This is a genomic window from Bradyrhizobium sp. USDA 3311 (assembly GCF_054062495.1).
Map to the genome: position 1 here is coordinate 1,551,603 of NZ_JBSSFI010000001.1, position 26,203 is coordinate 1,577,805.

The following is a 26,203-nucleotide window of genomic DNA, read 5'->3' on the forward strand; positions in this document are numbered from 1 at the left end:
CTCCCCCGCATGCGGGGGAGGCAGCGCGCCGTCATCGTGGACTAGTGCCCCGGCAGCTTCTCGAACGTCGTCATGCCGGCGGGGATGGCGTGGAATTCCTGCTTGTCGCAGGTGTAGATCGCCATCTGCGGATGGAACTGCTCGGGCTCGTCCAGCGTGCCGACCTTCAGGATCGCTGCGGGGAGGCCCGGAACCTTGGTCACCAGATGCGTGCCGCATTCGGGGCAGAACTCGCGCGTCACGGCGCGCTCGAGGTCCTTGCGGGTGAACTGCTTGGGCTGCCCGATGATGTAGCTGAAGCCGGCCACCGGCATCGCGATGAAGGTGTTGGGTGCGCCGCCCGAGATGTACTGGCACTCGCGGCAATGACACTGCGCCTGCATCATAGGGTCGCCCTCGGCCACGTAGCGCACTTCGCCGCAATAGCATCCGCCTTCCAAACGCATGACGATCTCCCGGTTTGTTGTTCGTTGTGGTCGATATTTCTGCGCCGGCAATCTGGAATGGCAATCCTTTTCTTTGCTTCTTTGCCGCGCGGCGCAAAAAGAAAGGGGCTCCAGCTTGCGCTGGAGCCCCTCAACGGTCGGGGCATTGCCGGGTATGTGCCCAAACCGTAGTTGTGGACGCGGTCTCCGGGGAGACCGTGCCCGGGAGGAGAGGTTACATGTTGTAGGCGCGCTCGGTGTGCTCGGTGATGTCGAGGCCTTCACGCTCGCTCTCGACATTGGCGCGGAGGCCAACGATCACATCGACGACCTTGTAGAGGATCGCCGAACCGACGCCCGACCACACCAGCGTGGTGCAGACGCCCCAGAACTGGGACACCATCTGCGCCGCGAAGTCGTAATCGGCAACCTTCGGCGGGATCGCCGTGTAGTCGATGATGCCGGCGCCGCCGAGGGCGGGGTTCACCAGGATGCCGGTACCGAGAGCACCGACGATGCCGCCGATGCAGTGCACGCCGAACACGTCGAGGGAGTCGTCGTAGCCGATCGCGTTCTTCACGACGGTGCAGAAGAACAGGCAGACCACGCCGACCACGAGACCGAGGACGATCGCACCCATGACGCCGGAGAAGCCGGCGGCGGGCGTGACGGCCACGAGACCCGCGACAGCGCCGGAGATGACGCCGAGCACCGACGGGTGACCCTTCACGATCCACTCCGCGAACATCCACGACAGCGCGGCGGCTGCGGTGGCGACGAAGGAGTTGGTCATGGCGAGGGCAGCGCCGCCGTTGGCTTCGAGGTTGGAGCCGGCGTTGAAGCCGAACCAGCCGACCCAGAGCAGCGAGGCGCCGATCATCGACATGGTCAGCGAGTGCGGAGCCATCAGCTCCTTGCCGTAGCCGGTGCGCTTGCCGATCAGGAGAGCGCCGACGAGACCTGCGATGCCGGCGTTGATGTGCACCACGGTGCCGCCCGCGAAGTCGATCGCGCCCTTCTTGAAGATCCAGCCGGCGTCGGCGTTGATCTCGTCGAGCTTGGCCTGCGCCGCGGTCTTCGCCACCGCATCAGTCGCCGCAGCCAGAGCCTTGGCAGCGTCCTGGATCGCGTCCGGGCCGGGCCAGTACCAGACCATGTGCGCGATCGGGAAGTAGATCAGCGTGACCCAGAGCGGGATGAAGAGAGCGATCGCCGAGAACTTCATGCGCTCGGCGAAGGCGCCGACGATGAGGGCCGGCGTGATTGCCGCGAAGGTCATCTGGAAGCACATATAGATGAGCTCCGAGATGTTGGCGTCGACCGAGAAGGTCGCGGCCTTCGAGTCGGTGGTGACGCCCATCATGAAGGCCTTGGAGAAGCCGCCGATGAAGTCGGAACCGCCGGTGAAGGCGAGGCTGTAGCCGTACACGGCCCAGATCACGGTGACGACGCAGACGGTGTAGAAGACCTGCATCAAGACCGAGAGCATGTTCTTGGAACGGACGAGACCGCCGTAGAACAGCGCAAGACCCGGGATCGTCATCAACAGCACGAGGACTGTCGATGTCAGCATCCAGGCGTTGTCTCCCTTATTGACCGTTGGCTCGGCATAGGCTGCGGTCGCAGCGAACAGGCCGACTGCGAGAGCCGCCAATCCCGCGCCATAGGGACGCTTGAACGTCATATTATTTACTCCTGATTGGATAAGGTTGAGCGCGAAATCAAAGGGCCGCGGCATCGGCCTCGCCGGTGCGGATACGAACCGCATGGTCGAGGTTGATGACGAAGATCTTGCCGTCGCCGATCTGTCCGGTTTTCGCGGCGGACGTGATGGCGTCGATGGTCTTGTCGACCTGGTCGGAGGCGACAGCGACCTCGATCTTGATCTTGGGCAGGAAGCTCACGGCATATTCAGCGCCGCGATAGATTTCCGTATGGCCCTTCTGGCGGCCATACCCCTTGACTTCCGTCACCGTGAGACCGTGAACGCCGATGGCGGTCAGGGCGTCACGGACTTCTTCCAGCTTGAATGGCTTAATAATCGCCATAACAATTTTCATGGGTCCTATCCCCGCTTGGGCCCGGTCCGGACGTGGCCGGGCGTTTCTCGACTGGTTCGCCACGAGGGAGAAGTTTCACTACGCGGGCACAGCCACGCCCCCTAGAATCAAATGCCGTGCCAGAACGGGCGTGTTGCCTAACGGATTATGAAAGCGGGGGTTTTCGCGTTTCGCGGGTATTGCGGTGCAGTGCGCTATTACGTCGCGCTCAAAAGCTGGTCACGACTGCTCAAAATGAGGGCACGACAGGCTGCCGACACAATGTTGCTCACGTGTCGGGCAGCTGGAAGGTATCTAATTATGGGCAAAGCTTACTGAAGTGCTTCGCCGTGCGGCGAAATACCGAACCCCCCGAGCTCGTGCCCACGGGATGCGCGCAACCGGCCGAGCCGCTCGGGCAGAACAAAGCTCGCCGGACGGTATCCGGCCGAAGCCGCCGTCGGACCGTCAGGTAGCGTCGCGTTCCGCAAAGACCCGGTCGATCAATCCCCATTCGACCCCCTGCTGTGCAGTCATGAAGTGGTCGCGGTCCAAGGTTCGTTCCACCTCCGCCTCAGTGCGCCCGCAATGCTGCGCGTAGAGCCGGGTGATGCGCCGCTTGGTCTCCTGCATTTCGTTGGCATGGATCAGGATGTCGGACGCTTGGCCCTGGAAGCCGCCGAGCGGCTGATGCACGTGAAGGCTCGCATTGGGCAGCGCGGCGCGGTGACCTCGCTCGCCGGCCATCAGCAGGAACGAGCCCATCGAGCGCGCGGTGCCCATGCACAGCGTATGAACCGGCGCCTTGATGAACTGCATGGTGTCGTACATCGCCAGTCCACTGGTGACTACGCCGCCATAGGAATTGATGTAGAGATTGATCGGCCTGTTCGGATTCTCCGCCTCCAGGAACAACAATTGCGCGCAGACCAGTCCGGACATCGCATCATTGACCTCGCCGTTGAGGAAGATGATGCGCTCGCGCAGGAGCCGCGAATAGATGTCGAAGGATCGCTCGCCGCGGGCAGATTGTTCGACAACCATAGGGACGAGCTGAAGCATGTCGCGCATTGGCGACCTCCATGTCTGCAGGTGATGAAGTCTTTTGCTGTCAGGCCGCCATCATCAGGCGGCAATTGGTGTTGGCCGGCTGCGGCAGTTTCGCGAGGTCGTCGCAGGCTTGCTGGATGATGCGGAAGCGGGTGCCGCCGTCCTCGTTCGGCTCGATCCGGAAGATGACGTGGCTCTCGCGAAACGGCGGCTCTGAATCGCGAAGCCGGTAGCGCACCTCTTCGCCTGCGATCGTTGATTCCGGCTCGGCGCCCGCAAGGTCGCAATCCGGCAACCAGCGCTCGCGCAAGGCCGGAATGGTCACGGCGCGCCAGACCTTTGCCGGCGGCGCATCGAAATCATATTCAAGCACCAGGGCTTCGTCGGGACGATCAGGCTTCGCGGCGTCGCTCATCGGTCCAGGTCCTTATTAATCCAGGTCCTTATTGATCCATGTCCTTGAGGAGATCGGCGAGTGCTTCCATGCGCTTCGGCCAGTAGGCGCGGTAGCGCGCAAGCCATGCCCCGATGGCGACGATTCCGTCCGGGTCGACTTCGTAGTTCACAAAGCGGCCCTGCCGCTGTTCACGCACCAGACCTGCCGCACGCAGCACCGCGAGGTGCTGCGACATCGCCGGTTGGCTGATCTCCAATCCGTCGCGCAAAGCGCTCGCATTCAGGCTTCCGCCAGCGAGCTTCTCAAAGACCCTTCGACGCGTCGGGTCGGCCAGCGCCTTGAAGATGTCGGCTTCGATCATGGCAACACATAAGCATACACTTATGTGATGTGCAAGTCCTGGGCTTAGGCTGCTCGATTCCTCGAACCGCTCGCCCGCAGCTTACTGCAGGGCCTCACCGTGCTGCGAAATATCCAGTCCCTCGAGCTCGTGCTCACGGGATACGCGCAAGGGCACGAACAGGCCGACCAGCTTGAGCAGGATGAAGCTCACGCCTGCCGCCCAAACGAAGGTGACGGCGACCCCATAAAGCTGGATCAGAAGCTGCCGCGGATGACCTTCGAGCAGGCCGGCGGTGCCGCCGATGGCGCTGGTTGCGAACACCCCGGCGAGCAGGGTGCCGGTCAGACCGCCGATGCCGTGGACGCCGAACACGTCGAGCGAATCGTCATAGTCGAAGCGGTGCTTCAGCCAGGTGCAGGCCCAGTAGCAAACCGCCCCGGCGATGATGCCGATGACGATGCCATGCCACGGCGCGACGAAGCCCGAAGCCGGCGTGATGGTGCCGAGGCCAGCGACCGCGCCGGAGATCATGCCGAGCACGGAAGGCTTGCGCCGCGTCGACCATTCGATTGCGCCCCAGGTCAGCGCGCCGGAGCAGGCCGCCAGATGGGTCGCGATGATCGCCAGCACCGCGCGCGAATTGGCCGCGCCGGCCGAACCGCCGTTGAAGCCGAACCAGCCGACCCACAACAGGCCAGTGCCCATCACGGCGAGCGACAGATCGAACGGCGAGAGATTTTCGGTGCCGTAGCCGTGGCGGCGCCCCATCACCTTGGCGGCGACGAGGCCGGCGGTGCCGGCCGACAGATGCACCACGAGGCCGCCGGCGAAATCCAGTACGCCCATGCTGGCGAGGAAGCCGCCGCCCCACACCCAATGCGCCAGCGGAATGTAGACGAAGATGAACCAGGCGACCGAGAACAGCAGATAAGCGGAGAACCGCATGCGGTCGGCGACCGAGCCCGCGACCAGCGCCACCGTGATGATCGCAAACGTCATCTGGTACAGCATGAACAGCGATTCCGGGATGGTCTTCGCGGCCGGGTTGACGCTGTCGAGCGTCATGCCCGCCAGGAACCAGCGGTCGAGCGTGCCGATCCAGGGGCCGTCGCCGACAAAGCAGAGCGAATAGCCGAACGCGACCCAGAGAATCGAGATCATCGTCACGGCGGCAAGGCTCTGCGCCATGGTGGCGAGCACGTTCTTCTTGCGCACCATGCCGGAATAGAACAGCGCGAGGCCGGGGATCGTCATCATCAGCACCAGCGCGGTGGCGACGATCATCCAGGCGGTGTCGGCGGTGTTGATCTCGGAACCCGCGGCCTGCGCCGGCGCGGCAACGATCGACATAAGTCCGGCCGGCGCAGCCACAACGGCCGCGCGGCGCAACAATCCCGCCATGTCATTTCCCCCAGCATAGAAATTGCGTCGCAGCTGTGGCGTCGTTGCCCGGCGCGATCGAAGAAGAATCGTTAGAGCGCGTCGCTGTCGGTTTCGCCGGTGCGGATGCGCAGCGCGTGGTCGATCGGCGTGACGAAGATCTTGCCGTCGCCGATCTGCCCGGTGCGCGCCGTGGCGGTGATCACGGCGACCGCCTTGTCGGCGACGTCGGAGGCGACCGCGATCTCGATGCGCAGCTTCGGCAGGAAGTTCACGACATATTCCGCGCCGCGATAGATCTCGGTGTGGCCCTTCTGGCGGCCATAACCCTTTACCTCGGTCACGGTCATGCCGTGGACGCCGATCGCCGTCAGGGCCTGGCGGACCTCATCGAGCTTGAAGGGTTTGATGATCGCGACGACGAGTTTCATGGTCAGGCCTATTCCCCGGGATGCGCCGCGCCGTATGTCCCCGGCGCAGCGTCAATCTGGCATCTTTCCGGGCAAATGGCATAAAAAAGTTGCAGATTGAAGCGGAAAAACGTTTGGCGTTGTGAACGGCCGCCTCTGTACAGGGCAGCCGTTCATCCGTCACAATGCATTTTTGGCATGGATGCGGTGAACCGAAGCGTCCCAGCCGGTACATAAGTATGTTTGAGGGGGACGTTTCATGGCGAGTTGGTTCTACGCATCCGAGGGCAAGCAGCAGGGGCCCTTTCCCGAAGGGCAGTTCCGCGACCTCATCGCCCAGGGCGTCGTGCGCCCGGATACGCTGGTGTGGACCGAAGGCATGGCCGGCTGGCAGAAGGCCGCCGAGATCCCCGGCCTGGTCGGCGGCGGCGCGCCGCCGATGATCCCGGCCGGTGGTCCGCCGACGATGGGTGGCCGCGGCAATGGTGGCGCCGCCGGCGGATCACTGTCGGTCGATTTTGGCATCCTCGAATTCACCTGGCGCAGCATCGTGATGCTGATCGGCATGTGCTTTGTCATCCCGGCGCCGTGGGTCTTCGTCTGGTACACAAAATGGATCGTGCCTTGCGTGAAGGTCCCGGGACGCCCGAACCTCAGCTTCACCGGCAATGCGATGGCGCTGGTGCCCTGGTTTTTCGGCTTCATCGTTCTGGCGATCGCGATCGGCTTCATCGGCAGCCAGTTGCTGAGCAACCTGCTGTTCCTCGTGCAGATCGTTCTCTACTGGCTCCTCATCAAATGGATCGTCGCGAACCTCGCCTCCAATGGGCAGCCGCTCGGCCTCAGCTTCACCGGCTCGGTCTGGGCCTATGTCGGCTGGAATCTGCTGTTCGCGATCTCGATCATTACCATCATCGGCTGGGCCTGGGTTGCCGCGGCTCAGATGCGCTGGTTCTGCCGCAGCATTGAAGGCACGCGGCGCGAGATCGTCTTCAAGGGCAGCGGTCTTGAGATTCTCTGGCGTGGAATCGTGGCCGCAATCCTGTTCAGCCTCATCATCCCGATCCCGTGGTTGTATCGCTGGATCATGAACTGGTTTGCGTCGCAGACCGAGCTCGCCCCCCGCGGCTCCCTCTAGGCGTTACGCCCTCCGCTCGCGCACGGAGCCTTCCTGCGCGACGGAGGCGACCAGCGTGCCGTCGGGCTTGAAGATCGAGCCGCGGGTCAGCCCGCGGCCGCTTCGCGCGCTCGGCGAATCCTGGGCGTAGAGCAGCCATTCGTCGGCGCGGAACGGGCGGTGAAACCACATCGCGTGGTCAAGGCTCGCCGGCATCATGCGCTTGTCGAACAGCGTGCGGCCGTAGCGCGCCATGATCGCGTCGAGCAGCGAGAAATCCGACGCATAGGCCAGCGCGCACATGTGCAGCGCCGGATCGTCGGGCAGCTTCGCCGCGGTCCTGATCCAGACGTGGATGCGGCCGTCCTCGATCTTCTGGCCGAAGTAGCGGCCGAGCTCGACCGGGCGCAGCTCGATCGGACGGTCGGATTCATAGTAGCGGCGAATGAACTCCGGCATCTCCTTGAACAGCGGCTGCTTCGCCACTTCCTCCGCCGTCAGCTTTTCCGGCGGCGGTACGTCCGGCATCTTGTCCTGGTGATCGAACGCGCTCTCCTCCTCGGCATGGAACGACACCATGATCGAGAAAATCGCGTTGCCGTGCTGGATCGCGGTGACGCGGCGGGTCGAGTAGCTCTTGCCGTCGCGCAGGCGCTCGACCTGGTAGATGATCGGGATCTGCGGATCGCCCGGCAGGATGAAATAGCAATGCAGCGAATGCGGCAGCCGGCCCTCGACGGTGCGGCAGGCCGCGACCATCGCCTGCCCGATCACCTGGCCGCCGAACACCCGCTGCCAGCTCGTCTTCGGACTGTTGCCGCGGAACAGGTTCACCTCGAGCTGTTCGAGGTCGAGGATCGAGATCAGGTCGATCAGGCTTTTGGACATGATTGTGCTTTCGAAAATCTCGTCATTCCGGGGCATCGCGCCAGCGATGAACCCGGAATCCCGAGCGATAACCTCTGGATTCCGGGTTCGCGCTTCCGCGCGCCCCGGAATGACGGAATTGGGCCGTTCCGCCCTTGTTTCACCGCACTGTTTCGCCCACCTCAAGTCTGCTAGCAAGACCAAGAACAGGCGAAGTATTGGCCGGGAAGCTTGGTATGTCGGTACAGGGTAGCATTGTCATTGGCGGCGGCGCGTTTGCGGGCCTGGCGCTGGCCTTGGCGCTCCGCCAGGGGCTCGGGCCCGAGATTCCCGTCATCGTCGCCGATCCCGCGCTCAGCACGCGGCCGAGCCGGGACCCGCGCGCCACCGCGATCGTCGCCGCCTGCCGCCGCCTGTTCGAGGCGATCGGTGCCTGGGACGACGTCAGGGGCGAGGCGCAGCCGATCCTCGACATGGTCGTCACCGATTCCAAGCTGGAGGACGCCACGCGTCCGGTGTTCCTGAACTTCGCCGGCGACGTCGCGCCGGGCGAGCCCTTTGCGCACATGGTCGAGAACCGCCGCCTGATCGACGCGCTGGTCGTGCGTGCCGAGGCCGAGGGCATCGATCTCCGCGCCACCACGGTCGCCTCCTACGACGCGCGTTCCGACGGCATCGACGTGACGCTCGGCGACGGCAGCGTGATCGCGGCCAGCCTGCTGGTCGCCGCCGATGGTGCGAGGTCGAAGCTGCGCGAGCGCGCCGGCATCGCCACCAATGGCTGGGAGTATGACCAGTCCGGCATCGTCGTCACCGTCGGCCATGAGCGCGATCACGAAGGCCGCGCCGAAGAGCACTTCCTGCCCGCAGGTCCCTTCGCGATCCTGCCGCTGTCCGGAAAGCGCTCCTCGCTGGTCTGGACCGAGCGCCGGGCTCAGGCCGCGCGCATCATCGCGCTCAGCGACGAAGAGTTTCACGGCGAGCTCGAGCAGCGCTTCGGCCTGCATCTCGGCGAGGTCAAGGCGCTCGACAAGCCGCGAGCATTTCCGCTGTCCTATTTCGTGGCGCGCTCCTTCATCGCCGAGCGCCTCGCGCTGGTCGGCGATTCCGCCCACGTCATCCACCCGATCGCGGGCCAGGGCCTCAACATGGGGCTGAAGGACGTCGCCGCGCTGGCCGAGGTCGTCGTCGATGCCGCGCGGCTCGGGATGGATCTCGGCGCGGCCGACGTGCTCGAGCGCTACCAGCGCTGGCGCCGCTTCGACACCATGGCGATGGGCGTTGCCACCAACTCGCTGAACTTCCTGTTCTCCAACCAGTCGACGCTGCTGCGCACCGTGCGCGACATCGGCCTCGGCCTCGTCGACCGCGCCCCGCCGCTGAAAAACCTCTTCATCCGCCAGGCCGCGGGCCTGACGGGCGAGGTGCCGCGGCTGCTGAAGGGCGAGGCGTTGTAGTTCTTATCCTCGCTGGCGCTCCACCCTCCGCTCGTCGTCCCGAACAAGCGCGCCCCAAGCGCGCGCAGGTCCGGGACCCATACGCCGCAGCAATAGTCTTGCGAAGACTCGGAGTTACCAGCTTCGCGCCAAACCCCTCCCTGGGATTATGGGTCCTGGCCTTCGCCAGGACGACATCGCGATTGTTGCGCGGCCGCTGCGCAAGACTGCGACCTCAATCGATCTTCCGCGCCTCTTCCGGCAGCATGATCGGGATGCCGTCGCGGATCGGGTAAGCGAGCTTGGCGCTGCGCGAGATCAGCTCCTGCTTTGCGGAATCGAACTCCAGCGGACCCTTGGTCAGCGGGCAGACCAGAATCTCCAGCAATTTCGGATCGACGCTGGTTTCGGGGCGTTCGGTGGGCGCGTTCATTGTGGTCTCCGGCGATGGGCTGCCTCTAGCACAGAAATTCGCGTCCGCCGAGTGACCCGTTCTATTGGAACGGGTCACTCGGCAGAGATCATCCGTAGCAGGTCGTCGAGCAGGCCCTGGAGCCGTGCCGCCGGCACCGGCGGGCCCGACAGGGCGAAGCCGAGAAATGTCCAATAGAGGATCTGCGCGCGAGCCTGCGCCGTCGCCGGGTCTAGCCCGCGCTTGTCCAGGAGCTGCTCGATATAGTCGAGCCTGCGGCGGTCGATCGCGCGCACCGCGGCTTGCGCGGCGGCATCGAATGCCGCCCAGTTGCGGACCGCGCGTTCGAGATCGAGCCGCGCGCCGAAGGACCTGCGCAGCAGCGCCTTCAGCGGCTCGTCGCCGGCGGCTTCGACATCGGCAATGATCTGCTCGGCCGCGATCTCGCGCCAGCGTTTCAGCACGGCGGCATGGAACGCGCCGAGATCGGTGAAATGCCAATAGAAGCTGCCGCGCGAAACCCCGATGGCCTTTGCCAGCGGGTCGGCCTTCAGCGCCGTGAAGCCGCTTTTCGCGAGCGCCTTCAGCCCCTGTTTGATCCAATCGTCGGCGGAGAGCTGTTCGGTCATGCCAGGTTCCCGGAACTTGACCATACACTAGTGTATTGACAGGCGGCAGGCCAGCCCCTATGTCTCCATACAGTTATGTACGGAGATATCGATGCGTGATCTGTTGCTCCAGTGCGCCGGCGTCCTGACCATCGTCGTGGCCCTCATCCATGGCATCCTCGGCGAGACCAAGGTCTTTGCTCGCGCGAGCATCGAGCCGGAACGGCTGCGCACCCTGATCCGCCTGGTCTGGCAGGCATCGACCGTCGCCTGGATCGGCGGCGGCGTGCTCCTGATCGCGGCGCCCTGGATGGACTCGGCGCCGGCGCGCCACTGGATCGTCATCACCATGGCCTGCGTGTTCGGTTTCTCCGCCTTCGCCAACGCATGGGCGACACGCGGCCGGCACTTCGGCTGGATGGCGCTCAGCGCCGTCGTTGCCATGACGGTTGCCGGCTATTGAGCTCGCCGTAGACGCCTTCCCGCTACGGCGAACGGCGAGCCGTTGCAGATGGAGCTTCAAGCATGGCTCTGACACTCGTCACCGGGGGCACAGGCCATCTCGGTCGGGATATCGTCGATCGCCTCGTTCGCGACGGACGTCACGTCCGGGTCTTTGCGCGAGCGCCGGGCACGCGACCGGACGTCGAATGGGCGATCGGCGACCTCGCCACAGGCGCCGGGTTGCGGGACGCGCTGCATGACGTCGACACGGTCATCAACGCGGCGACCTATTCGCCGATCGCGCGGCGCGGCGGCATTCGCCCGAAAGACTTCTTCACTTCGCCCTCCGCCGTGGACGTCGAGGGCACCGGGCGCCTGCTGTCGTCCTGCGGGGAAGCCAGGGTGCGGCACTTCCTCCACGTCTCGATCGTCGGCCTCGATGAGGCAACCCTGCCCTACGCGCGGGTCAAGCTTGCCGGCGAACGGCTGGTGCGTGCATCGGCTCTGTCCTGGTCGGTGGTTCGCGCGATGCCGTTCTACTATCTGCTCGACAGCCTGCTCTCGGGCCTCGCCTGGCTTCCGGTGTGGCCGGTGCCGACGACGCTGTTCAATCCCGTCGATACGTCGGATGTCGCCGACCACGTCGTGGCCTGCGCCTTCGACGGGATGCGTGGCGAGCGCGCGGAGATTGGCGGCCCCGAAGATCTCGAGCTGGTCTCGCTGGCCCGCCGGTATCAGCACGCCCGGGGGCTGCATCGGAAAATCCTGCCGATGAATCTTTCGGACGCGAAGGCGCGCGGCATGGGCTTCGTCGTCAGCCAAGGCGTTCGCGGACGGCTCTCCTGGGCGGACTGGCTGCAACGCAACTACCCCGCTGCGCGAAGCGCGATCCAGGGATGACCAGCCCGGCGGCAGCGTGCCTCCGGCCCGTGAGACGTAAGGCCGCAGCGGCCGTTCAAATGCGTGCTGCATGCGGAGAGCGCTGATCTTTCTCGGATCGTTAGAATATCTCTAAAGCGAACCGGCCCCGAACCGCATTGACTTCATCATGTGCTTTGCTTCCTTCCGTCCCGCTTCGCGGCTTCCCGCGCAGCGCTCACGACAAAGGAGGAGACGTTCGTGAAGGTCATTCGTGTTGTTGCCATGGTACTGACGATCGGGATTGGCACGGGATCCGCCGCCATGGCCGACGGTTTCAAGAACTGCACCAAGCTCGACAAGGCGTCGTGGAAGCCGGCGAGCGAAGCCGAAGCCAAGGCCAAGGCGCTCGGTTACGAAGTGCGGCGCTCCAAGATCGAAGGCTCGTGCTATGAGGTCTATGGCGTCAAGGAAGGCAAGCTCTACGAGCTGTTCTACAGCCCCGAAGATCTCAGCCTGAAGCACACGATCGCGAAATGACTTGCGCGAAATAACCTGCGCGAAGTGATCTGCGCAAAGTAAGGCTTGAGGGTGGTCTTCGCTTGATCGAAGAAGCGGTGCCAGAAGCGCGCGGGGCGTCCGACAGGAGCCCCGCGGATCGAACTGCTCCGCGCACGATCGCGGTCTGGGACCTCCCGTTGCGCCTCTGGCACTGGGCCCTGGCGATCTGTGTTCTGGCCGCGTGGTTCACCCCCACCGTCTTTGACCGCCTGCACCGCATCGTCGGCTATATGGTGCTTGGGCTCCTGGCCTTCCGCCTGGTCTGGGGTTTTTGGGGAAGCCGCTATTCGCGCTTCCGCATGGTCGGCGTCAGGCTTCGCGCGGCGCCAGGCTATCTCTGGAACCTGCGCCGCGGCATGACCGGCCGCTACATCGGTCTCAATCCCGCCGGCACGTTGATGCTGGTGGCGCTGCTGGCCTCGCTCGCCGTCTCCACGATCACGGGAGCGATGTCGGTGACCGTCACCTTCTTTGGCGTCTGGTGGGTCGAAGACGCCCACCATTATTCATCGGACGCGGTCATCGTCCTGGTCGTGCTGCACGTCGTGGGCGTGGTGCTGATGGGGATTCTCCAGCGCGAGAACCTGATCCGCGCGATGATCACCGGACGCAAGCGCATCGGCACTCACCTCTAGACGTTCGTTGCCGATCACGGCGCACGTCCGCCGGCCGTCGATGGCGCAAATTTCCGCAGATCGAATTGCACAGGCCGCGTTAACCCGCTGGTAATCATGCAATCAGGCGTTGCACAAAATTAACGCGAAGAACGTCTAGGCGATCCACCATCGACGATATTGACGAGGGGAGCGCTATTGGATGTTCCGCGTTTTTTCCTGCCTTACGGCCGAACACGATTGGCGTCTCGTCCTGCTTGCCGGCTTGGTATGCTTCGTTGCAAGTATCGTTGCGGTCAGCATCTTTCATCGTGCGGTCGCCTCGCGGGCCTGGGCGCGGTTGATCTGGGTTGCGATTGCCGGTGCCGCCATCGGCTACGGAATCTGGGCAACGCATTTTGTCGCGATGCTCGCCTACGAGCCCGGCGTCCCGACCAATTACGGCCTCGTCCTGACGGTGCTGTCGCTCGCCGCGGCGATGATCCTGACCTCGGGCGGTTTTGGCGTTGCCGTCAACAATTCCGGCCAATGGCGCGCAGCTGCCGGTGGCGGCATCATCGGCGCGGGCATTGCTAGCATGCACTATATCGGCATGTGGGCCCTCGAGGTCCCGGGTCGCGTGACCTGGTCGCCGGGGCTGGTGTTGATCTCGATCGTCCTCGGCATGGTGCTGGGCTACGCTGCGCTCGCCGTTGCCCTAGGCCACAAGGACAAGTGGGGGACCTTTGCTGCGGCGCTGCTGCTGACGCTCGCCATCGTGTCGCACCATTTCACGGCCATGGGGGCCGTGCAAATCGTTCCAGACCCTACGCTGGCAAGCGATACATTGTCGCTTTCTCCGACCTTCCTCGCCGTGGCAATTGCGGGCGTGGCCCTGTCGGTGCTCGGGATGAGCTTCGTCGGCGTGCTGGCGGATCGCCGCCTTGCGACCAGAACCAGCAGATTCGAGCAAATCATCAGTGAGCTCTCGCTCGCCCGGCAGCAGGTGGAAGATTCGCAACAGGAAATCCAGGAGCAGAAACTCAGGCTCGATACGGCCATCAACAACATGGTCGAGGCCCTGTGCATGTTCGATGCGGAGAAGCGACTTGTCGTCTGCAACGAGCGCTATGCCCGACTCTATCAGCTGCCGCCGGAACTGTTGAGAACGGGGACACCGCACGCCGACATCATCAGGCATCGCGTCGTGACCGGCATCCTCAAGAGCGACACCAGCGAAGGCGCTGCCAAGCAATTCCTCTCGAAACTGGCTGCGTTGCCGTTCGATGCAGTCTCGAGCAGAATCGACGAGTTCACGGATGGTCGGTTGATCTGCGTGACGCGGCAGCCAATGGCCGGCGGCGGGTGGGTGGCTACGCATCTTGACGTCACCGAGCAGCGCCGGTCCGAGGCCAAGATCGCTCATATGGCACAACACGATGCGTTGACAGATCTGCCAAATCGCGTGCTGCTCAGGGAGCGGATGGAGCATGCCATTGCGGTTACGCGCAATGGCGGCCTCGATCTGGCCGTGCTCATGCTGGATCTCGACCGCTTCAAGGAAGTCAACGACACGCTGGGACATCCGACGGGCGATTCCCTGTTGCGCGCCGTCGCCGCGCGTTTGCGCGAATGCACCACGGAAACCGCGTTGATCGCCCGGCTGGGCGGCGACGAGTTCGCCGTGATCGATTACGTGACCAACCCGGCCGTGGAGGCCGCCGCCCTTGCCGAGAACATCAGGAAGGCGCTTTGCGAACCGTTCGATCTTGGTGATCACCGGGTCACGGTGGGCACCAGCATCGGCATCGCCATCGCGCCACGCGATGGCAACGATTCCGACGTGATCATGAAGAGCGCGGATCTCGCCCTCTACTCGGCCAAGAGTGGCGGACGTGGTGCATTCTGTTTCTTCGAGCCGGAACTCGACGAGCTCATGCATGCGCGACGCAACCTGGAGCGCGACATGCGGGATGCGATTGCCGGCCGTCAGTTCGAGCTCCACTACCAGCCGTTCGTCAGCCCCGCGACCGGCAAGGTCAATGGTTTCGAGGCCTTGCTACGCTGGCATCACCCGCAGCAAGGTCTGGTCATGCCGAGCGAATTCATCCCGCTCGCGGAGGAGACCGGCTTGATCGTGCCGCTGGGAGAATGGGTCCTGAGAACCGCCTGTGCCGAAGCCGCCAAATGGCCCGCGCATGTCAGGATCGCGGTCAACCTGTCTCCCGCTCAGTTCAGGAGCAAGGAGCTTGTTCCAGTCGTTATCGGCGCGCTGGCGAGTTCGGGAGTTGCGCCGCACAGGCTCGAGCTCGAGGTCACCGAGACGGTGATCATGCATGACAGCGAAGCCGTTTTCGCCGTCCTCGGCCAATTGCGCGAGCTCGGTGTGCGAATCGCCCTCGACGATTTCGGCACCGGCTATTCATCGCTGAGCTTTCTGCAAAAGTTCCCGTTCGACAAGATCAAGATCGATCGCAGTTTCGTCAACGAACTTTCGAGCGCAAGGGCAGAGGCGCGCCATCTCGCGCGCGCAGTGGTTCGTTTCGCAGTCAGCCTCGGCAAGACGACGACCGCCGAAGGCGTCGAAACCAAGGAGCAGCTGGATATCCTCTGCGAAGAGGGGTGCCTCGAAACGCAAGGCTACTATTTCAGCCGGCCGATGCCTGCATCCGACATCGCCAGGATGCTGCGGCGAGGTGCCGGCGCAGCCGTTCGCGCTGCCTGAGCAATTCAGGCCCTCACTGCAACGGCGGATCGCCGCTGGTGCGCTTCTTGGCGAGGTCCATCTCGGTCACCGCGATCAGGATCTCGGCGCGGGTCTTCAAGTCGGGCGCCTCCAGCATGGCCTGCTTTTCCGCGGGGCCGTAGGGCGACATCATCGCCAGCGCGTTGACCAGCGCCTCGTTGGGCGCGCTCTCGACGCCCTCCCAGTCGACCTTGAGATTGTTGGCCTTCAAGAAGTCCGCCAGCACAGCAAGCAGCGCCTCGCGATCGACCTCGTCCTCGCCCATCCGCGCGGTGAAGTCGTCGACATAGGTGAAGAAATCCACCTTGCACTGCCGGTAGGCGGTGAGCACCTCGAGCTCCTCGACCACCTTGAAGCGCGAGACGCCGGTGAGCTCGAGGATGTAGCGGCCGTCGCCGGATTCGGCGAGCTGGGTAATGCGGCCGACGCAGCCGACGCGGAACAGCGCCGGCTTGTCGGAATTCTTCGGCGAGTGCGCCACGTCAGGCTGGATCATGCCGATCAGGCGATGGCCGTCGCGGAAGGAATCGTCGACCATCGCGAGATAGCGCGGCTCGAAGATGTTGAGCGGCATTTGGCCGCGCGGCAGCAAGAGCGCGCCCGGCAATGGGAATACCGGAATGATCTCCGGAAGGTCGGCGGGCCCGCGATATTCGATGTTGATCGGCATCTGGTCCCCGCTGAAGTCCCGCGCGCTAGAGCATGATCCGGAGCCGGAGGGCCGCGTTGGCGCAAATTGCGAAGCGGTTTTCCGACAAGATCATGCTCCAAAAATAGCCGCGCGCCTACGAAAAGAGGATGGTCGACAGGCGCTTGCGCCCCTCGACGGTTGCATCATCCGTGCCGCCCCAGGCCTCGAAGAACTGCACGAGCTGCCTGCGGGCGCCGTCGTCGTTCCATTTGCGGTCGCGCTTGATGATCGCGAGCAGCTGCTCGGTCGCGGCTGCCCGGTTGCCCTGCGCGTTGAGGGCGGTCGCGAGATCGAAGCGCGCCTGATGATCGAGCGGATTTGCGGCGACTTTCTGTTCCAGCTCCGCCACCGGCCCCAGCTGCTCCGCCTGCTCGGCGAGATCGATCGCGGTCTGCACGGCCTTCACGGCGGGGTCGTTGCGCTTGGATTCCGGCACCATGGCCAGCGTCTGCTTGGCCTGCTCCATCGCGCCCGAGACGGTGTAGCACTTGGCGAGGCCCGCGAGCGCCGCGATGTTGGTCGAATCGTGCGAGAGCACCTCGGCATAGATCTGCGCCGCGGCGGCGGCGTCGCCCTCGGCGAGCACCGCCTCGGCCTCTTGCAGGATCTCGGCGATATTGGGCTCGCCCGGCGCCGTCACGCCCTTGGTCAGCTTTTCGATGAAGGCGTTGAGCTGGCTCTCCGGCACCGCGCCCATGAAGCCGTCGGCAGGCTGGCCGTTGACGAAGGCGATCACGGCCGGGATCGACTGGATGCCCATCTGACCCGGGATCGCCGGGTGCTGGTCGATGTTCATCTTGACCAGCTTGACCTTGCCCTTGGCCGCCTTGACCGCCTTTTCCAGCACGGGGGTGAGCTGCTTGCAGGGGCCGCACCACTCCGCCCAGAAATCGATCAGCACCGGCTGGCGCTTCGATTCCTCGATGACGTCCTTCACGAAGGTCTGGGTGGTGGTGTCCTTGATCAGATCGGCAGCAGCCGGGCCCGCCGCTCCGTTACCCTGGTCGATGATCGTCACGGGATTCCCTCGTCTCATGTCTGGAATGGCGGGTCTTTAGCACGTCGCCAATGCATATGCTTCGTTGTCGGCTCCTAAATTGGGCCGGGGCGGCCGAATTTCAATCCGTCGCGGCCGATTCGCCGGTTCCGGGGCATTTTCGGTCGATTTGGCCAATTTCGGGGTCCATATAGGCCCGAAGATACCAATCTATGCCGCCGGTAGCTGTTGCATTCCCCTCCCGCTTTTGGCATACGACAGCCGTTGCCGGCGCGTCACGCGACCGACACAGGATGCGGGTGTAGCTCAGTGGTAGAGCACGACCTTGCCAAGGTCGGGGTCGAGGGTTCGAGCCCCTTCGCCCGCTCCAATTTTTCCCAGAGCATCCAGCCAAACCGGGTCGGGCCGTGGTTTTCCACGCCGCTGGCGGCTGTATTGGGTCTGCAATGACAATTCTCATCACCGGCAGCGCTGGCCATCTTGGGGAGGCCCTTCTCCGCACGCTCCGCGGGCGCGGGTCCGCTGTGTGCGGGGTCGACCTGAAGCCATCGCCCTTCACCGATGCCGTCGGCTCGATCGTCGATCCGGACTTCGTGCGGCGCCAGATGGACGGCGTCACCGCCGTGATCCACACCGCGACGCTGCACAAGCCGCATGTGGCGACCCACGGCAGGCAGGATTTCGTCGACACCAACGTGACAGGCACGCTCAATCTGCTCGAGGCGGCCGTGGCCGCCGGCGTGCGCAGCTTCGTCTTCACCAGCACCACCAGCGCGTTCGGCTCGCAGCTCCGCCCCGAGGCCGGACAGGCCGCGGTGTGGGTCACCGAGGACCTGTCGCCGGTGCCGAAGAACATCTACGGCACGACCAAGCTGATGGCGGAGAGTTTGTGCGAGCTGTTCTTTCGCGAGCGCGGCCTGCCGGTCGTCGTCTTGAGGACCTCGCGTTTCTTTCCGGAGGACGATGACGATCCTTCGATGCGGTCGGCCTATGCGCTAGACAACGCGCAGGCCAACGAGCTGCTCTATCGCCGGCTGGATATAGCGGACGCGGTGAGCGCCCATCTGCTCGCCGTCCAGCGCGCGCCCGACCTCGGCTTCGCCCGCTACATCGTGTCGGCCACGAGCCCGTTCGAGCCGCACCATCTCGCGGCGCTGGCGCGCGACGCGGCCGGCGTCGTGCGCGAGCTCTATCCGGATTGCGCGCAGCTCTATGCGGAGAACGGCTGGCGCCTGTTTCCGCAGATCGATCGCGTCTACGTCAACGATCGTGCGCGGCACGAGCTGGGGTGGCGGCCGGAATTCGACTTCGCGCATGTGCTGCACAGCCTCCGCGCGGGACAGGATTTTCGCAGCGCGCTGGCGCGCGAGATCGGGTCGAAAGGCTATCATGACACGGTGTTCGACGACGGACCTTACCCGGTCGCCTCGTAAGCGCCGAAGTTGCTGATTTGCTCGATGCGTCAAACGTCTGTCCGGCGTCACCGGGCGCAACATGGTCTTTGCCGTTCTACTGTGCATGGGGTTGTTTTCGCGTTTTTTGCGCGACCGCCTCTCCCGCTGCCTGAAAATCAGCCACGCACCATGCTGATGCCGCGTTGCAGCGAGGTCGTTCTCGTCGCTGCGTTCGCCTTCGGAGAAATTCCGCCTCAATTTTTATTGAGCGCAACCGCAGTGCACGCGGCGCGCTTCTCACCGCTCGCAGATGTGCTAACCTTTTTGCGTCTGTCGCCTCGACAGGCTCCAAACTTCGCCTCTCGACTAGCAAAACAAAATAACGTGCAGCCCTGACGGCTGCCTTAGGGGAGTGACGCGATGAAATTCCATCAATCCGTCTTTCAATCCGTCCTGGCGCTTGCAGCGGTTGCGCTTCTCGCGGGGACCAGCGCCGGCAATGCGCAACAGCAGGACAAGAACAAGCCGCTGAAGAAATACGAATCCGGCACCAAGGAGTTCTGGACCCATCCGCCGGATGACTGGTTCCTGGGCGACGAGACCGAGGCGCAGAAGGGCCTCGCGCCGCCGTCGGGTCCACCGACCGGTGCGTCGGAGGCCGAGCTCGCGGCGATGATGAAGAAGATCAAGCTGCCGGCGGGCTTCAAGATCGAGGTCTATGCACCCGGCGTTCTCGCCGCGAGGCAGATGGCCTGGGGTGACAAGGGCACGCTGTTCGTCGGCTCGTTCGGCCTCGGCAACGTCTATGCCATCAAGGACAACAACGGCAAGAAAGAGGTCAAGACCATCCTGAAGGGGCTGAACATGCCCACCGGTCTCGCCTTTAAGGATGGCGCGCTGTACGTCATCGCGGTCGACAAGCTGATCCGCTACGACAACGCGGAAGCCAATCTGGACAAGCTCGGCGACGGCAAGGTCGTCTATGACGACATGCCTTCCTATGCCGCGCATGGCTGGAAGTACATCGCAGTCGACAAGGAAGGCTGGTTCTACCTGCCGTTCGGACCGCCCTTCAACGTCGGCGTTCCCCCGACCAGCGTCTCGCAGATCCGCCGCGTCGATCCCAAGACCGGCAACGCCGAGATCTATGCGCTCGGCGTTCGCAACTCGGTCGGCGGCGACGTCGATCCGCGTACCGGCAAGTACTGGTTCACCGAGAACGCGCGCGACTGGATCAGCGACGATCTGCCCAGCGACAAGCTGAACATGATCTCGAAGATGGGCGAGCATTTCGGCTATCCCTATTGCCACCAGGGTGACCTGCCCGATCCGAAGTTCGCGATGGGTCACAAGTGCTCCGAGTTCACGCCGCCCGTGCTGAATCTCGGCGCGCACGTCGCTCCGCTCGGCATGAAGTTCTACACCGGCGATCAATTCCCCGCCGAGTACAAGAACAACATCCTGATCGCCGAACACGGCTCCTGGAATCGCCACAAATACCAGGGCGGCCGCATCATGCGCGTGATCGTCGGGCCCGACGGCAAGAATGCCAAGCAGGAGGTGTTCGCCTCCGGCTGGATCGAGGGTGACCAGGGCTATCTCGGCCGTCCCAACGACATCATCCTCGCCAAGGACGGTTCGATCCTCGTCGCCGACGACTGGGCCGGTGCGATCTATCGCATCAGCTACAGCAAGAAGTAGCGCGCGGGCGAATCAAAGGCTGCGGTGGGCATGAGTCGGCCGCAGCCTTTTTCGTGAATGACCGTCGTTCCGGATTGCGCGCCCTTGCGCGCAAGTCCGGAACCCATAACCACGACTGGTGGTTATGGATTCCGGGCTCGTGCTTCGCACGCCCCGGAATGACAATCTCGATAGATCGGAATCCCCATCATGCGCCGGCAGTTCATCTCGCACGCAATCAGCGCGATTGCGCTTGTCACGCTGGGCTTCTGCCCGGCCGATGCCGCCGACACTGCCGCCGGCAAGGCCAAGGCTGAGGTCTGCGCCGGCTGTCACGGCGAGAACGGTATCTCGCAGACCGAGAACATCCCCTCGCTCGCGGGCCAGCCCGATCAATTCCTGCAATGGCAGCTGGTGTTCTTCCGCGCCGGCTCGCGCAAGAACGAGCAGATGCAGCCGATCGTCGAAGAGATCAACAACGAGGACATCCGCAATCTAGGGGCTTACTTCTCGCAGCTCGCGCCGCCGAAGGGGCCGGAAGACCAGGATCCCGATCTGTCGAAGAAAGGCACACAAGTCGCGGCCGGTCGCCGCTGTGCCTCATGCCACACGGACACTTACGCGGGCACCAAGGCCGTCGCGCGCCTCGCCGGCCAGCGCGAGGAATATCTCGTGAAGGCGCTGCACGACTACAAGGCCGGCCAGCGCGTCGGCGGCGGCGTCGCCGCGATGGCCGATGTCGCCTACGCGATGAGCGAAGAAGAGATTACGGCGGTCGCGCACTATCTGGCGCATTTGCAGTAGCTCCACACTCCGCCGTCATCCCGGACAAGCGCGCCCCAAGCGCGCGCAGATCCGGGATCCGTAACCACAGAAAGATGTGGTTACGGGGACTCGGAGTGACGACGTCGCGTACGATGTATTCTCGTGGTTATGGATCCGGGATCTGCGCTTACGCTTGTCCGGGACGACACCCGAGTGTGTAGCGGGCCGCTACCCCGCCCGCTGCTTCTCATACGCCTTCAAATGCGTATAGGCGATGCGCAGCTTCGGCAGCGGCACCTTGGCGGCATCGCCGCGTGCGATGAGATCGCCGATGACGTGATCGGCCTCGACCGGCAGGCCGGCCTTGATGTCGCGGAACATCGAGGCGGTCATCGGCGAGCCCTCGGTGGTGAGGTTGCCCTTCACCCGCTCGAAGAACGGGCCTCCTGGCGGATAGCCTGACGCGGTGGCAATCTCACTGGTCTCATCGAGTATGCCGAGCAGGAAATCCCTGCCGCCGGGGGCGGCGAGGATGTTGCCGACGGAGGCGCGCATCAGGCTGGTGGAGGCCGCGAGCGAGGAGAGGAACACCCACTTCTCCCACATGTCCTGCATGATGTTCTGGCTGGCGGTGGCCCCAACGATGCCGCTCTTGAAGGCTTCGTCGATCGCCCGGACCCGGTCGGACAGCTTGCCGTCGCGCTCGCCGTAGCTGATCGCCTGCATCGGCTGGAGCTGCACCACCTCGCGCTTCTCGCTCAAGGTCGCTGCGATGGCGCAGAGCCCGCCGAGCACGCGCTCCTTGCCGAACCTGGCATCCAACGTATCGAGATGCTTCATGCCATTCAGCATCGGAATGATCGCCGTATCAGGCCCGACCGCCGCCGCGAACGACTTGATGGCATCGTCGAGATCGAACGCCTTGCAGCTCAGGAGCACGACGTCGAACTTGTCCTTCAGCTTGTCGGCCTCGACCGTCGGTGGAGCCTTCAGCGTCACGTCGCCGTTCGGGCTCTTGATGACGAGGCCGGCGCTCGCAAGCTCGCCGGCGCGCCGCGGCCGGACCAGGAAGGTGACGTCGCGGCCGGCCTGCAACAGCCTGCCACCAAAATAGCCGCCGATGGCGCCGGCGCCGACCACGAGGATGCGCATGGGATTGTCCTTTTTTCTTCTTGCTGTCGTCCTGGCCTAGTGCGCAATTGCGCACGGGAGCCAGGACCCATTACCCCGACTGCATGTTGTCGGACAAGTTGGAGCCCCAGCTCGTCACATCAATAACCTTTGGCGGCTATGGGTCCTGGCTTTCGCCAGGACGACGTCGGGGAGATTGCTAGCTTTCGGGGAGATGAGGGAATCACTTTCCCGATACCATCTCCTCGACCTCGCGCAGCTGCTCCTTGCCAAAAAACATCTCGTTGCCCACGAAAAAGGTCGGCGAGCCGAACGCGCCGCGCGCGACCGCCTCTTCGGTGTTCTTGATCAGCTTGCCCTTGACCTCGGGCTCCTGGGCGCGGGCGAACAGCTTTTGCGCATCGAGGCCGGAGGATGCCAGCGCCTTCGCCGCGATTTCCGGGTCGTCCATCTTCTTCGGCTCGCGCCACATGTGGTGGAAGGCGGCCTCGACGTATTTCTCGAACACGCCCTCGAGCTGCGCCGCGATCGCGGCGCGCATCAGGTTCAGCGTGTTGACGGGGAAGTGCGGATTCCAGACATAGGGCTGAACCTTGAAGCGCTTGATGAAGCGCTCGGTCTCGACCGCCTGGAATTCACGCTTGTTCTTGACGCCGGCGAGCGTCTCGGCCGGCGACTTGTTGTTGGTCGACTTGAAGATGCCGCCGAGCAGGATCGGCACATACTCGAATTTGACGCCGATGCGCTGCTCGATCGCCGGGATCGCCAGATGGCTGAGATAGGCGTTCGGGCTGCCGAAATCGAACAGGAATTGCGGGGCTGTGCGGGTCAAAATCGTTCTCCCTGACCTGACTTTTGATCTGGCTTTTCGTCCATTCTGGCGCAGCGCGCGCCACAGGTCCACCGTTTAATGATGGTCATAATACCTTGATGATCCGGGTCAGATCAGACGCCGGATCGTCCGCTTGCGCCACACCAGGAGGTAATAGCCCATCTGCAAAACGAACATGGCGCAGAACACGATCGGATAGGCGGCCCATACGCCCTTCAGGCCAATCGTGCGGCTCAGGATGACCGCGGCCGGCAGCTCGATCGCGAGAATCGCGAAGATCGAAAGCAGCATCGGCGTCAGCGCCACGCCGGCGGCGCGCATGGCGCCGGAAAACACCGTTGCCAGGCCGAACGGCACCGAGCTCCACAAGGCGATGATGAGCAACTCCTTCGCCAGATCGAGCACGGCGCGATCGGTGATGAAGATGCCGAGCACGGCGCGTGGCGCGAGATAGATCAACGCCACGAGGCCGCCGGTCAGGACGAGGTTGAAGGCGAGGCCTGTGCGAACGATGCCGTCGAGCCGGCCCCTGTCGCCGCCGCCGACGGCCTGCGCGCCGAGGATCGAGACCGCGATCGAGATCGACATCGCCGTGAACTGCGTATAGCCCATCACCTGGTTGACGGCGCCATAGGCCGCGGTGGCGTCGGAGCCAAAGCCGTTGACGAGGCCGAGCAGCACCAGCTCGGCGATCGCCATCACCACCATGCCGATCGCGCTCGGCAATCCGATGCCGAGGACCTTGCCGAGCACCGCGCCGTTGAGCCGCAGATGACGCAGCAGCGCGGCATCGGGAGCAAGCGCATGTTTCTTCCGCAGCAAATAGAGGGCCAGCACGATCAGTGTCAGAACGTTGGCGATCGCGGCCGCCCATGCCGGGCTGGTGATGCCGGCCGCCGGCAATCCGAACGCGCCGCGGATCAGCATTGGCGTCAGGATCAGGCCGATCGCGGTCGACAGCGCCAGCGCCAGCAGAGGCGTGAGCCCATCGCCGACACCGCGGATCATCGCCGTCATCAGCAGGAAGAAGAAACCGAGCGGCATCGTGAGCAGCATGACGCGCGCATAAGCGCTGGCCTGGTCGAGAATGTCCGTGGGCGTCGCAAGTGCCATCATCAATGGCCGGCTGAACAACCCGCCGACCAGTGCAAGCGAGATCGAGAGCAGCAGGCCGACCGCGAGCGTCGTGCCAACAACGATTTTGATCCGGCCATGTTCACCGGCGCCAAACGCCTGGCCGATCAGCACCGTGGCGCCGGTGCTCAAGCCCATGACGAAGGCGAACAGAAAGAACATCACGGGGAAGAATGCCGAGACCGCCGCGAGCGCGTCGACGCCGATCATCTGGCCGAGATAGACGTTGCTGACGGTGCCGAACAGCGATTGCAGCGCGTTGCTCAGCATCAAGGGCGCGAGGAAGCGGAGGAATGTTGTCCAGAGCGGCGTGACGGCGGACATGGATTTGCCTTTCATCAGGGCGTGCGAAACCGTTGCCGCGCGAGGCGCGGCTTGTGCCGTCGATAGGGTTGAGGGAAAGCGCCGCGCGGTCTACGCGCGGTCGCTGTAGGCGAGCTTGACGATGTGGTCGCGGATGTCGGTCGGCCAGTCGGCGATCAGCCCGGTGAAGCGCCGCCGGTCATCCGCGAACAGCGCCCGCGAAGCTTCCTCGAACTGCGGCAGGTTGCCCGCCATGGTCGACATGAAGTGATAGGCCGCATCGCGCGCCTGCCGCTCTCGGTCCTTGTCGCCACTGGCACGCCGTGCCTCGTCGACGAGTTTCCGCAGCGCGACCGAGGCGCCGCCTGCTTGCGCGTTGAGCCATTCCCAGTGCCGCGGCAGCAGCGTTACCTCGCGCGCGACCACGCCGAGTTTCGGCCGGCCGCGCCCGCGCGGCTCGCTCGGTGGTGCGGTCTCCTCAACCGGAGGCGGGACAAGCTTCGCCACCCGCGCCAGCACCTCGCGATCGCCGCCGCGCAGATCGAAGTCGATCGATCGGCCCGTAGCGTCCTCGAAGATGATGACGGGCTCGTCCGGCGGGGGCACGATCCGCTTGACGACAAGTGCGACCTCTCCGGCCGACCCGGACGCCAGGCGACGCTGGCCCTGGAAGGCCGTGAATGTCCTCTGCATTGAAATCATTGCTATATCCCGATGACGTTGATCATTTAATACCCGGGTAAATTATCGGCGTCAATATACCCGGGTTAAAATATCCGTCCGGATGGCTCGACATTGCGTTCCCGGGCTGGCACGTACGCGGCGAACAGACCACGCCTAGCCTGGGGATCCCGCCGATGCTGACCGTCCATCACCTCAACAATTCCCGCTCGCAGCGCGTGCTGTGGCTGCTCGAGGAGTTGGGCGTGCCCTACGAGATCGTGCGCTATCAGCGCCAGCCCGACATGCGCGCGCCGAAGGAGCTGCGCGCGATCCATCCGCTCGGCAAGTCGCCCGTCATCACCGACAACGGCAACACCATCGCCGAGTCAGGCGCGATCATCGAATATCTCATCGCCACCTACGGCAACGGCCGGCTGATCCCGCCGCCGAACACGCCGGAGCGACTGCGCTTCACCTACTGGCTGCACTATGCGGAAGGCTCGGCGATGCAGCCGCTGCTGCTCAAGCTGCTGTTCACGCTGATGCCGAAGCGTGCGCCGGCGCTGCTTCGTCCGCTGGTGCGCAAGGTCTCGAACCAGGCGCTTACCGCGCTGGTCAATCCGCAGCTCAAGCAGCACATGGATTACTGGGAAGGCGAGCTTGCGAAGAGCGAGTGGTTCGCCGGCAACGAGTTCACTGCAGCCGACATCCAGATGAGCTTTCCGCTCGAAGCCGCGCAAGCGCGCGGCGGGCTGGAGCAGGGCCATCCCAGGGCGATGGCGTTCCTGGAGCGCATCCATGCGCGGCCGGCCTACGCCAGAGCGCTCGAAAAGGGTGGGCCGTACCAGGTGGGGCGGTAGTTAGTTCCTGTCATTCCGGGATGGTGCGAAGCACCAGACCCGGAATCTCGAGATTCCGGGTTCACGC

The 26,203-nt window shown here is 64.1% G+C and carries 29 protein-coding genes and 1 tRNA gene; 12 read left to right on the forward strand and 18 right to left on the reverse strand.

Annotated elements, in window-relative coordinates:
* Positions 1-41: 41 nt before the first annotated feature.
* The 8 genes from ACVWW6_RS07335 to ACVWW6_RS07370 form a co-directional block, all read right to left on the reverse strand.
* Complete coding sequence (locus tag ACVWW6_RS07335; protein WP_011083442.1) at positions 42-446, reverse strand: GFA family protein; 405 nt, start codon at positions 444-446, stop codon at positions 42-44.
* A gap of 214 nt (positions 447-660) precedes the next feature.
* A complete protein-coding gene (locus ACVWW6_RS07340) occupies positions 661-2,109 on the reverse strand; it encodes an ammonium transporter (RefSeq protein ID WP_456680443.1) in 1,449 nt (482 codons plus the stop codon).
* 37 nt (positions 2,110-2,146) lie between these two features.
* Positions 2,147-2,485: a P-II family nitrogen regulator gene (locus ACVWW6_RS07345; protein WP_008142813.1), complete on the reverse strand. Its 339-nt coding sequence runs from the start codon at positions 2,483-2,485 to the stop codon at positions 2,147-2,149.
* A gap of 447 nt (positions 2,486-2,932) precedes the next feature.
* Complete coding sequence (locus ACVWW6_RS07350; RefSeq protein WP_011083439.1) at positions 2,933-3,535, reverse strand: ATP-dependent Clp protease proteolytic subunit; 603 nt, start codon at positions 3,533-3,535, stop codon at positions 2,933-2,935.
* A gap of 40 nt (positions 3,536-3,575) precedes the next feature.
* Positions 3,576-3,929, reverse strand: coding sequence for an SRPBCC family protein (locus ACVWW6_RS07355; RefSeq protein WP_161532796.1), 354 nt, complete (start codon positions 3,927-3,929; stop codon positions 3,576-3,578).
* A gap of 28 nt (positions 3,930-3,957) precedes the next feature.
* Entirely contained in the window at positions 3,958-4,272 is a 315-nt protein-coding gene (locus ACVWW6_RS07360) for an ArsR/SmtB family transcription factor (RefSeq protein ID WP_011083437.1), read from the reverse strand.
* 81 nt (positions 4,273-4,353) lie between these two features.
* On the reverse strand, positions 4,354-5,655 hold the full coding sequence (locus ACVWW6_RS07365) for an ammonium transporter (RefSeq protein ID WP_038965115.1): 1,302 nt from the start codon (positions 5,653-5,655) through the stop codon (positions 4,354-4,356).
* A 71-nt stretch (positions 5,656-5,726) separates the two neighbouring features.
* Positions 5,727-6,065 (reverse strand): P-II family nitrogen regulator, encoded by a 339-nt coding sequence (locus tag ACVWW6_RS07370; protein WP_008142802.1) that lies wholly within the window; start codon positions 6,063-6,065, stop codon positions 5,727-5,729.
* Between the two features lie 238 nt (positions 6,066-6,303).
* On the opposite strand from ACVWW6_RS07370, the gene ACVWW6_RS07375 reads away from it, so the two are divergent.
* Positions 6,304-7,182, forward strand: a complete 879-nt coding sequence (locus tag ACVWW6_RS07375) for a DUF4339 domain-containing protein (protein WP_456680444.1) — start codon at positions 6,304-6,306, stop codon at positions 7,180-7,182.
* A gap of 3 nt (positions 7,183-7,185) precedes the next feature.
* Here the strand turns inward: ACVWW6_RS07375 and tesB are convergent, their stop codons facing one another.
* Positions 7,186-8,049, reverse strand: coding sequence for an acyl-CoA thioesterase II (gene tesB, locus ACVWW6_RS07380; RefSeq protein WP_028174978.1), 864 nt, complete (start codon positions 8,047-8,049; stop codon positions 7,186-7,188).
* Between the two features lie 215 nt (positions 8,050-8,264).
* Here tesB and ACVWW6_RS07385 point away from each other — a divergent pair, with 215 nt between their 5' ends.
* The gene (locus tag ACVWW6_RS07385) at positions 8,265-9,485 is read left to right on the forward strand and encodes a ubiquinone biosynthesis hydroxylase (protein ID WP_456680445.1); all 1,221 of its coding nucleotides are present in this window, start codon (positions 8,265-8,267) and stop codon (positions 9,483-9,485) included.
* A 214-nt stretch (positions 9,486-9,699) separates the two neighbouring features.
* Here ACVWW6_RS07385 and ACVWW6_RS07390 read toward each other — a convergent pair whose 3' ends face one another.
* Both ACVWW6_RS07390 and ACVWW6_RS07395 read right to left on the reverse strand, forming a co-directional pair.
* On the reverse strand, positions 9,700-9,897 hold the full coding sequence (locus ACVWW6_RS07390; protein ID WP_011083431.1) for a Trm112 family protein: 198 nt from the start codon (positions 9,895-9,897) through the stop codon (positions 9,700-9,702).
* Positions 9,898-9,971: 74 nt separating this feature from the next.
* The gene (locus ACVWW6_RS07395) at positions 9,972-10,505 is read right to left on the reverse strand and encodes a TetR/AcrR family transcriptional regulator (RefSeq protein ID WP_456680446.1); all 534 of its coding nucleotides are present in this window, start codon (positions 10,503-10,505) and stop codon (positions 9,972-9,974) included.
* A 91-nt stretch (positions 10,506-10,596) separates the two neighbouring features.
* Between ACVWW6_RS07395 and ACVWW6_RS07400 the strand changes: the two genes are divergently transcribed.
* The 4 genes from ACVWW6_RS07400 (at position 10,597) to ACVWW6_RS07415 (ending at position 12,982) form a co-directional block, all read left to right on the forward strand.
* Positions 10,597-10,947 (forward strand): hypothetical protein, encoded by a 351-nt coding sequence (locus tag ACVWW6_RS07400; protein ID WP_028174975.1) that lies wholly within the window; start codon positions 10,597-10,599, stop codon positions 10,945-10,947.
* Positions 10,948-11,009: 62 nt separating this feature from the next.
* Positions 11,010-11,828: an SDR family oxidoreductase gene (locus tag ACVWW6_RS07405; protein WP_456680447.1), complete on the forward strand. Its 819-nt coding sequence runs from the start codon at positions 11,010-11,012 to the stop codon at positions 11,826-11,828.
* 219 nt (positions 11,829-12,047) lie between these two features.
* Positions 12,048-12,326 (forward strand): PepSY domain-containing protein, encoded by a 279-nt coding sequence (locus tag ACVWW6_RS07410; RefSeq protein WP_161532792.1) that lies wholly within the window; start codon positions 12,048-12,050, stop codon positions 12,324-12,326.
* Positions 12,327-12,388: 62 nt separating this feature from the next.
* Complete coding sequence (locus ACVWW6_RS07415; protein ID WP_456680448.1) at positions 12,389-12,982, forward strand: cytochrome b/b6 domain-containing protein; 594 nt, start codon at positions 12,389-12,391, stop codon at positions 12,980-12,982.
* Between the two features lie 94 nt (positions 12,983-13,076).
* Here ACVWW6_RS07415 and ACVWW6_RS07420 read toward each other — a convergent pair whose 3' ends face one another.
* Positions 13,077-13,271, reverse strand: a complete 195-nt coding sequence (locus ACVWW6_RS07420; RefSeq protein ID WP_304553955.1) for a hypothetical protein — start codon at positions 13,269-13,271, stop codon at positions 13,077-13,079.
* Between ACVWW6_RS07420 and ACVWW6_RS07425 the strand changes: the two genes are divergently transcribed.
* Positions 13,227-15,665 carry an EAL domain-containing protein gene (locus tag ACVWW6_RS07425; RefSeq protein WP_456683128.1) on the forward strand — a complete coding sequence of 813 codons (2,439 nt, stop codon included), beginning with the start codon at positions 13,227-13,229 and terminating at the stop codon, positions 15,663-15,665. The genes ACVWW6_RS07420 and ACVWW6_RS07425 overlap by 45 nt on opposite strands.
* Positions 15,666-15,678: 13 nt before the next feature.
* Here ACVWW6_RS07425 and ACVWW6_RS07430 read toward each other — a convergent pair whose 3' ends face one another.
* Both ACVWW6_RS07430 and trxA read right to left on the reverse strand, forming a co-directional pair.
* The gene (locus ACVWW6_RS07430) at positions 15,679-16,356 is read right to left on the reverse strand and encodes an LON peptidase substrate-binding domain-containing protein (RefSeq protein ID WP_011083424.1); all 678 of its coding nucleotides are present in this window, start codon (positions 16,354-16,356) and stop codon (positions 15,679-15,681) included.
* 115 nt (positions 16,357-16,471) lie between these two features.
* Positions 16,472-17,395 carry a thioredoxin gene (trxA, locus tag ACVWW6_RS07435; RefSeq protein WP_456680449.1) on the reverse strand — a complete coding sequence of 308 codons (924 nt, stop codon included), beginning with the start codon at positions 17,393-17,395 and terminating at the stop codon, positions 16,472-16,474.
* Positions 17,396-17,669: 274 nt separating this feature from the next.
* Between trxA and ACVWW6_RS07440 the strand changes: the two genes are divergently transcribed.
* The 4 genes from ACVWW6_RS07440 to ACVWW6_RS07455 all read left to right on the forward strand — a co-directional run bounded on the left by ACVWW6_RS07440 (position 17,670) and on the right by ACVWW6_RS07455 (position 21,252).
* Positions 17,670-17,744, forward strand: a tRNA-Gly gene (locus ACVWW6_RS07440).
* 76 nt (positions 17,745-17,820) lie between these two features.
* On the forward strand, positions 17,821-18,807 hold the full coding sequence (locus ACVWW6_RS07445) for an NAD-dependent epimerase/dehydratase family protein (protein WP_456680450.1): 987 nt from the start codon (positions 17,821-17,823) through the stop codon (positions 18,805-18,807).
* Between the two features lie 381 nt (positions 18,808-19,188).
* Complete coding sequence (locus tag ACVWW6_RS07450; protein WP_028174968.1) at positions 19,189-20,469, forward strand: PQQ-dependent sugar dehydrogenase; 1,281 nt, start codon at positions 19,189-19,191, stop codon at positions 20,467-20,469.
* Positions 20,470-20,658: 189 nt separating this feature from the next.
* Entirely contained in the window at positions 20,659-21,252 is a 594-nt protein-coding gene (locus tag ACVWW6_RS07455) for a c-type cytochrome (RefSeq protein WP_028174967.1), read from the forward strand.
* Between the two features lie 189 nt (positions 21,253-21,441).
* Here ACVWW6_RS07455 and panE read toward each other — a convergent pair whose 3' ends face one another.
* The 4 genes from panE to ACVWW6_RS07475 all read right to left on the reverse strand — a co-directional run bounded on the left by panE (position 21,442) and on the right by ACVWW6_RS07475 (position 25,306).
* Positions 21,442-22,365: a 2-dehydropantoate 2-reductase gene (gene panE / locus ACVWW6_RS07460; protein ID WP_404524864.1), complete on the reverse strand. Its 924-nt coding sequence runs from the start codon at positions 22,363-22,365 to the stop codon at positions 21,442-21,444.
* A 202-nt stretch (positions 22,366-22,567) separates the two neighbouring features.
* Positions 22,568-23,176 (reverse strand): 2-hydroxychromene-2-carboxylate isomerase, encoded by a 609-nt coding sequence (locus ACVWW6_RS07465; RefSeq protein WP_028174966.1) that lies wholly within the window; start codon positions 23,174-23,176, stop codon positions 22,568-22,570.
* 108 nt (positions 23,177-23,284) lie between these two features.
* Complete coding sequence (locus ACVWW6_RS07470; RefSeq protein WP_456680451.1) at positions 23,285-24,649, reverse strand: MATE family efflux transporter; 1,365 nt, start codon at positions 24,647-24,649, stop codon at positions 23,285-23,287.
* A gap of 75 nt (positions 24,650-24,724) precedes the next feature.
* Positions 24,725-25,306, reverse strand: a complete 582-nt coding sequence (locus ACVWW6_RS07475; protein WP_161536930.1) for a DUF2239 family protein — start codon at positions 25,304-25,306, stop codon at positions 24,725-24,727.
* Between the two features lie 164 nt (positions 25,307-25,470).
* Between ACVWW6_RS07475 and ACVWW6_RS07480 the strand changes: the two genes are divergently transcribed.
* Positions 25,471-26,136, forward strand: a complete 666-nt coding sequence (locus ACVWW6_RS07480; RefSeq protein WP_060909632.1) for a glutathione S-transferase family protein — start codon at positions 25,471-25,473, stop codon at positions 26,134-26,136.
* Positions 26,137-26,203 lie beyond the last annotated feature (67 nt).

Bases quoted from the DNA above. Each gene is read 5' to 3' on its own strand.
- ACVWW6_RS07335 (WP_011083442.1), bottom strand. From the start codon at position 446: ATGCGTTTGGAAGGCGGATGCTATTGCGGCGAAGTGCGCTACGTGGCC.
- ACVWW6_RS07340 (WP_456680443.1), bottom strand. From the start codon at position 2,109: ATGACGTTCAAGCGTCCCTATGGCGCGGGATTGGCGGCTCTCGCAGTC.
- ACVWW6_RS07345 (WP_008142813.1), bottom strand. From the start codon at position 2,485: ATGAAAATTGTTATGGCGATTATTAAGCCATTCAAGCTGGAAGAAGTC.
- ACVWW6_RS07350 (WP_011083439.1), bottom strand. From the start codon at position 3,535: ATGCGCGACATGCTTCAGCTCGTCCCTATGGTTGTCGAACAATCTGCC.
- ACVWW6_RS07355 (WP_161532796.1), bottom strand. From the start codon at position 3,929: ATGAGCGACGCCGCGAAGCCTGATCGTCCCGACGAAGCCCTGGTGCTT.
- ACVWW6_RS07360 (WP_011083437.1), bottom strand. From the start codon at position 4,272: ATGATCGAAGCCGACATCTTCAAGGCGCTGGCCGACCCGACGCGTCGA.
- ACVWW6_RS07365 (WP_038965115.1), bottom strand. From the start codon at position 5,655: ATGGCGGGATTGTTGCGCCGCGCGGCCGTTGTGGCTGCGCCGGCCGGA.
- ACVWW6_RS07370 (WP_008142802.1), bottom strand. From the start codon at position 6,065: ATGAAACTCGTCGTCGCGATCATCAAACCCTTCAAGCTCGATGAGGTC.
- ACVWW6_RS07375 (WP_456680444.1), top strand. From the start codon at position 6,304: ATGGCGAGTTGGTTCTACGCATCCGAGGGCAAGCAGCAGGGGCCCTTT.
- tesB (WP_028174978.1), bottom strand. From the start codon at position 8,049: ATGTCCAAAAGCCTGATCGACCTGATCTCGATCCTCGACCTCGAACAG.
- ACVWW6_RS07385 (WP_456680445.1), top strand. From the start codon at position 8,265: ATGTCGGTACAGGGTAGCATTGTCATTGGCGGCGGCGCGTTTGCGGGC.
- ACVWW6_RS07390 (WP_011083431.1), bottom strand. From the start codon at position 9,897: ATGAACGCGCCCACCGAACGCCCCGAAACCAGCGTCGATCCGAAATTG.
- ACVWW6_RS07395 (WP_456680446.1), bottom strand. From the start codon at position 10,505: ATGACCGAACAGCTCTCCGCCGACGATTGGATCAAACAGGGGCTGAAG.
- ACVWW6_RS07400 (WP_028174975.1), top strand. From the start codon at position 10,597: ATGCGTGATCTGTTGCTCCAGTGCGCCGGCGTCCTGACCATCGTCGTG.
- ACVWW6_RS07405 (WP_456680447.1), top strand. From the start codon at position 11,010: ATGGCTCTGACACTCGTCACCGGGGGCACAGGCCATCTCGGTCGGGAT.
- ACVWW6_RS07420 (WP_304553955.1), bottom strand. From the start codon at position 13,271: ATGAAAGATGCTGACCGCAACGATACTTGCAACGAAGCATACCAAGCC.
- ACVWW6_RS07430 (WP_011083424.1), bottom strand. From the start codon at position 16,356: ATGCCGATCAACATCGAATATCGCGGGCCCGCCGACCTTCCGGAGATC.
- ACVWW6_RS07445 (WP_456680450.1), top strand. From the start codon at position 17,821: ATGACAATTCTCATCACCGGCAGCGCTGGCCATCTTGGGGAGGCCCTT.
- ACVWW6_RS07450 (WP_028174968.1), top strand. From the start codon at position 19,189: ATGAAATTCCATCAATCCGTCTTTCAATCCGTCCTGGCGCTTGCAGCG.
- ACVWW6_RS07455 (WP_028174967.1), top strand. From the start codon at position 20,659: ATGCGCCGGCAGTTCATCTCGCACGCAATCAGCGCGATTGCGCTTGTC.
- panE (WP_404524864.1), bottom strand. From the start codon at position 22,365: ATGCGCATCCTCGTGGTCGGCGCCGGCGCCATCGGCGGCTATTTTGGT.
- ACVWW6_RS07470 (WP_456680451.1), bottom strand. From the start codon at position 24,649: ATGAAAGGCAAATCCATGTCCGCCGTCACGCCGCTCTGGACAACATTC.
- ACVWW6_RS07475 (WP_161536930.1), bottom strand. From the start codon at position 25,306: ATGCAGAGGACATTCACGGCCTTCCAGGGCCAGCGTCGCCTGGCGTCC.
- ACVWW6_RS07480 (WP_060909632.1), top strand. From the start codon at position 25,471: ATGCTGACCGTCCATCACCTCAACAATTCCCGCTCGCAGCGCGTGCTG.